The 3,014-nt window shown below is 74.0% G+C and carries 3 protein-coding genes and 1 riboswitch; of the genes, 1 reads left to right on the top strand and 2 read right to left on the bottom strand.

The window, feature by feature from the left end:
- Positions 1-411 precede the first annotated feature (411 nt).
- Both ACFP3V_RS31670 and nicT read right to left on the bottom strand, forming a co-directional pair.
- On the bottom strand, positions 412-1,131 hold the full coding sequence (locus tag ACFP3V_RS31670) for a VIT1/CCC1 transporter family protein (RefSeq protein ID WP_380591240.1): 720 nt from the start codon (positions 1,129-1,131) through the stop codon (positions 412-414).
- A gap of 24 nt (positions 1,132-1,155) precedes the next feature.
- Complete coding sequence (nicT, locus tag ACFP3V_RS31665; RefSeq protein ID WP_380591237.1) at positions 1,156-2,301, bottom strand: Nickel transporter NicT; 1,146 nt, start codon at positions 2,299-2,301, stop codon at positions 1,156-1,158.
- A 30-nt stretch (positions 2,302-2,331) separates the two neighbouring features.
- A riboswitch (cobalamin riboswitch) is annotated at positions 2,332-2,528 on the bottom strand.
- Positions 2,529-2,716: 188 nt separating this feature from the next.
- Here nicT and ACFP3V_RS31660 point away from each other — a divergent pair.
- On the top strand, positions 2,717-3,014 hold a 298-nt coding region (locus tag ACFP3V_RS31660; RefSeq protein WP_380591235.1), incomplete at its 3' end, for a hypothetical protein.

Raw genomic sequence — 3,014 nt, 5'->3', positions numbered from 1 at the left:
TGACAGGGTGGCGAGCTAACCAACTGCTCCACGGGGCCAGATCGCAGCGCGGCCTCTCGGCCGCTGCGAATGGAACTGTACTGCATCCCGGTGGCCCGGGTCGAACTGGCCTCCGCAGGTCAGGCGGCGCGCGCCCCTGGTCGGAGCTGACCCCTCCACCGCCGTCGCCCATCGCCCCCACGGCCCGGCCGTCCCTCCCCCGTCCAACGGGCCGGAGCCGTCCCCTGGAGGGGCGGTGAGCCCTGCGGTCCCCAACGCAGCCGCCACCAGACCGGGGCGCCCGGGCCCGGACGCCCCGCGCGGGCATCCCCCGCCTTCGCGGGTGGTGCCCTCACAGCGCGGCGGGCCCCGGCCGGGCCTGTGGCGGGAACCGGCGCGGCCCCGCCCAACGGGCCGGCACCGGGGCGGGGGCTACTCGTTGGCGGAGAGGAGGATGCCGGCGAGGTAGGTGACGCCCATGGCGAGCGCGCCGCCGGCGACGTTGCGGAGGACGGCGGGCCCCGGGCGGGCGCCGCCCAGCCGCGCGCTGAGCGCTCCGCAGAAGGCCAGCGCCACCAGCACGCAGCCGACCGTCACCGGCACCCGCAGCCCCTTCGGGGGCAGCACGATCGCCAGCAGCGGCAGCAGCGCGCCCACCGTGAACGCCGTGAAGCTCGCCAGCGCGGCGTGCCAAGGGTTCGTCAGTTCCTCGGGATCGATGCCGAGTTCGGTCTCCGCGTGGGCCGCCAGGGCGTCGTGCGCGGTGAGTTGGACGGCCACCTCGTGGGCCAGCTCGGGTGTGAGGCCCTTGGCCACGTAGAGGCCCGTCAGCTCCTCCAGCTCCGCCTCCGGCGTCGCCTTGAGCTCGGCCCGCTCCAGGGCCAGCGCGGCCTGCTCCGAGTCCCGTTGGGTGCTCACCGAGACGTACTCCCCGGCCGCCATCGAGAGCGAGCCGGAGAGCAGGCCGGCCAATCCGGCCGCCAGCAGCGCGCCCGGGCCGGCCTGGGCGCCGGCCACGCCGACGACCAGGCCGGCCGTGGACACGATGCCGTCGTTCGCGCCGAGGACCCCGGCGCGCAGCCAGTTGAGCCGCGTGCCCAGGCCGTTGCCGTGCGGTTCGCCGCCGTGTGCCGTGCCGGTGCTGATTCCCACGGACGCATCCTCGCTGACGCCGGGTCAGTTCGGCTCGACCGGCGCGGCGGTGGCCGTGGCGGTGGGCACGGCGTTCCAGCGCTGCTCCACCCCGGCCAGCCGCCAGTAGGCCACGGCCGCCGCCCAGACCGCCACGAAGAGTCCGACGACGGCGAAGCCGACGTTGTTGAGATCCAGGTCGGCGATCCACCCGGTCACCGGGTCGTCCAGGCCGAGCTGCTGGTGCAGCACGCCGACCAGTTCGATGGTGCCGATCAGGAAGGCCACCGCGACCGACAGGCCGGTGACGGCGAGGTTGTAGTAGACCTTGCGCACCGGGTTGGCGAAGGCCCAGCGGTACGCGACGTTCATGAACGTGCCGTCCAGCGTGTCGAACAGGCTCATGCCGGCGGCGAAGAGCAGCGGCAGGCAGAGCACCGCGTACCAGGGCAGGCCCGCGGCCGCGCCGGATCCGGCCATCACCATCAGCGTCACCTCCGTCGCGGTGTCGAAGCCGACGCCGAAGAGCAGGCCGATGGGGAACATCTGGCCCGGGCGGGTGATTGAGCGGGTGAGCCGGCCCAGCACGCGGTTCATCAGGCCGCGGCTGTCCAGCTGCCGCTCCAGCTCCGCCTCGTCGTACTGGCCGGCCCGCATGGACCTGAAGACCCGTCGGATCCCCGCCAGCGACGCCAGGTTGAGGGCCGCGATCAGGTACAGGAAGCCGCCGGAGACACTGGTGCCGAGGACGCCCAGGGCCTGGTGCACGCTCGAGCCCTCGCCGGTGAGCACGGCGACGGCGTGGGTGCCCGCGGCGACCAGGGCCGCCAGCACCAGCACGATCGTGGAGTGGCCGAGGGCGAACCAGAACCCGGCGGAGAGGGTCCGCCGGCCGTCGGCCATCAGCTTGCGGGTGGTGTTGTCGATGGCCGCGATGTGGTCGGCGTCGAACGCGTGGCGCATGCCGAGCGTGTAGGCGGTGATGCCCAGGCCGATGCCGAAGACCTGTGTGCGGCCCGCGGATTGACCGGGGATCTCGTAGTGGTGCGGTGCCACCATCAGCACCAGCACGGCGAAGGCGGCCACGTGCATGGCGGCGATCACGGAGAAGAGCCCGACCGTCCGCAGCCGATGGCTGCGTGGGGACGTCGGGGCGGGGACGGACGTCGCGGTGGACGTACCTGTGCTCATGTCGGGCGGCCTCCAGCACCTCGTGGACGGGCGTCGTTCGGTGCCGTGGCCGGTCTCCTGGCTGACGGGTGCTCACATCCCCTTGCCTGGCCTTCCCGGACGCACGCGGCGTCCAGTGGCCCCCGCCTGGGCAGGGCGGGACGGCAGGAGGACTTCCCGATCACAGTGGCGAGGGCCGCTCCGGTCTTCCACCGGTCTTCCCGAACACCACGGCCCGCTCAGCGTAGCGCCGGGGTGCCCGGCCGGTCCCCCGTGCGTCAGGAGCGGTCGGGAGACCTTTGCCACGCCGCCGACGGGCATGGACAGGTGTGATGGTCCGACTACTCGGCTGACCGGCTCATCTTCTGGTGCGGTTTTCGGCACACGCCGCAGGCGCTCAGCGAGACCCGGCCGCGGACGGGCTCTGCTGGAGGACATGGTCCTCCGCGTACTGCCGTTCGGGACGGCGCTGCTGGCCGCCGCCGCGCTGCTGTTGCCCGCCGCCGCCCATGCCGCACCGGGCAGCGCCCGGACCGCTCCTGCGGTCCAGCATCCGCTCTCCCAGGACGTCCGCGTCGAGCGGGAGCCGGCTGCCGTGCTGCCGGCGGGGCGCACGTCGCCCGGAAACCCTTTCGGGGCTGGGCGGCTGACGCTGCTTCAGCAGGTCCTGCGTCCGGCCGCCGCGGTGCCGCGCCCGACGCGTCCGCTGCCGCCGCGCTGGTCGCCGCCGGTGG

It is taken from the genome of Streptacidiphilus monticola, from assembly GCF_042658505.1.
Lineage (GTDB): Bacteria > Actinomycetota > Actinomycetes > Streptomycetales > Streptomycetaceae > Streptacidiphilus > Streptacidiphilus monticola.
Note: the sequence above shows the minus strand (reverse complement) of the source record. Positions and strands in the feature narration are given on the sequence as shown.

Excerpts from the sequence above, each read along its gene's own strand:
- nicT (WP_380591237.1), bottom strand. The coding sequence starts at position 2,301 with ATGAGCACAGGTACGTCCACCGCGACGTCCGTCCCCGCCCCGACGTCC.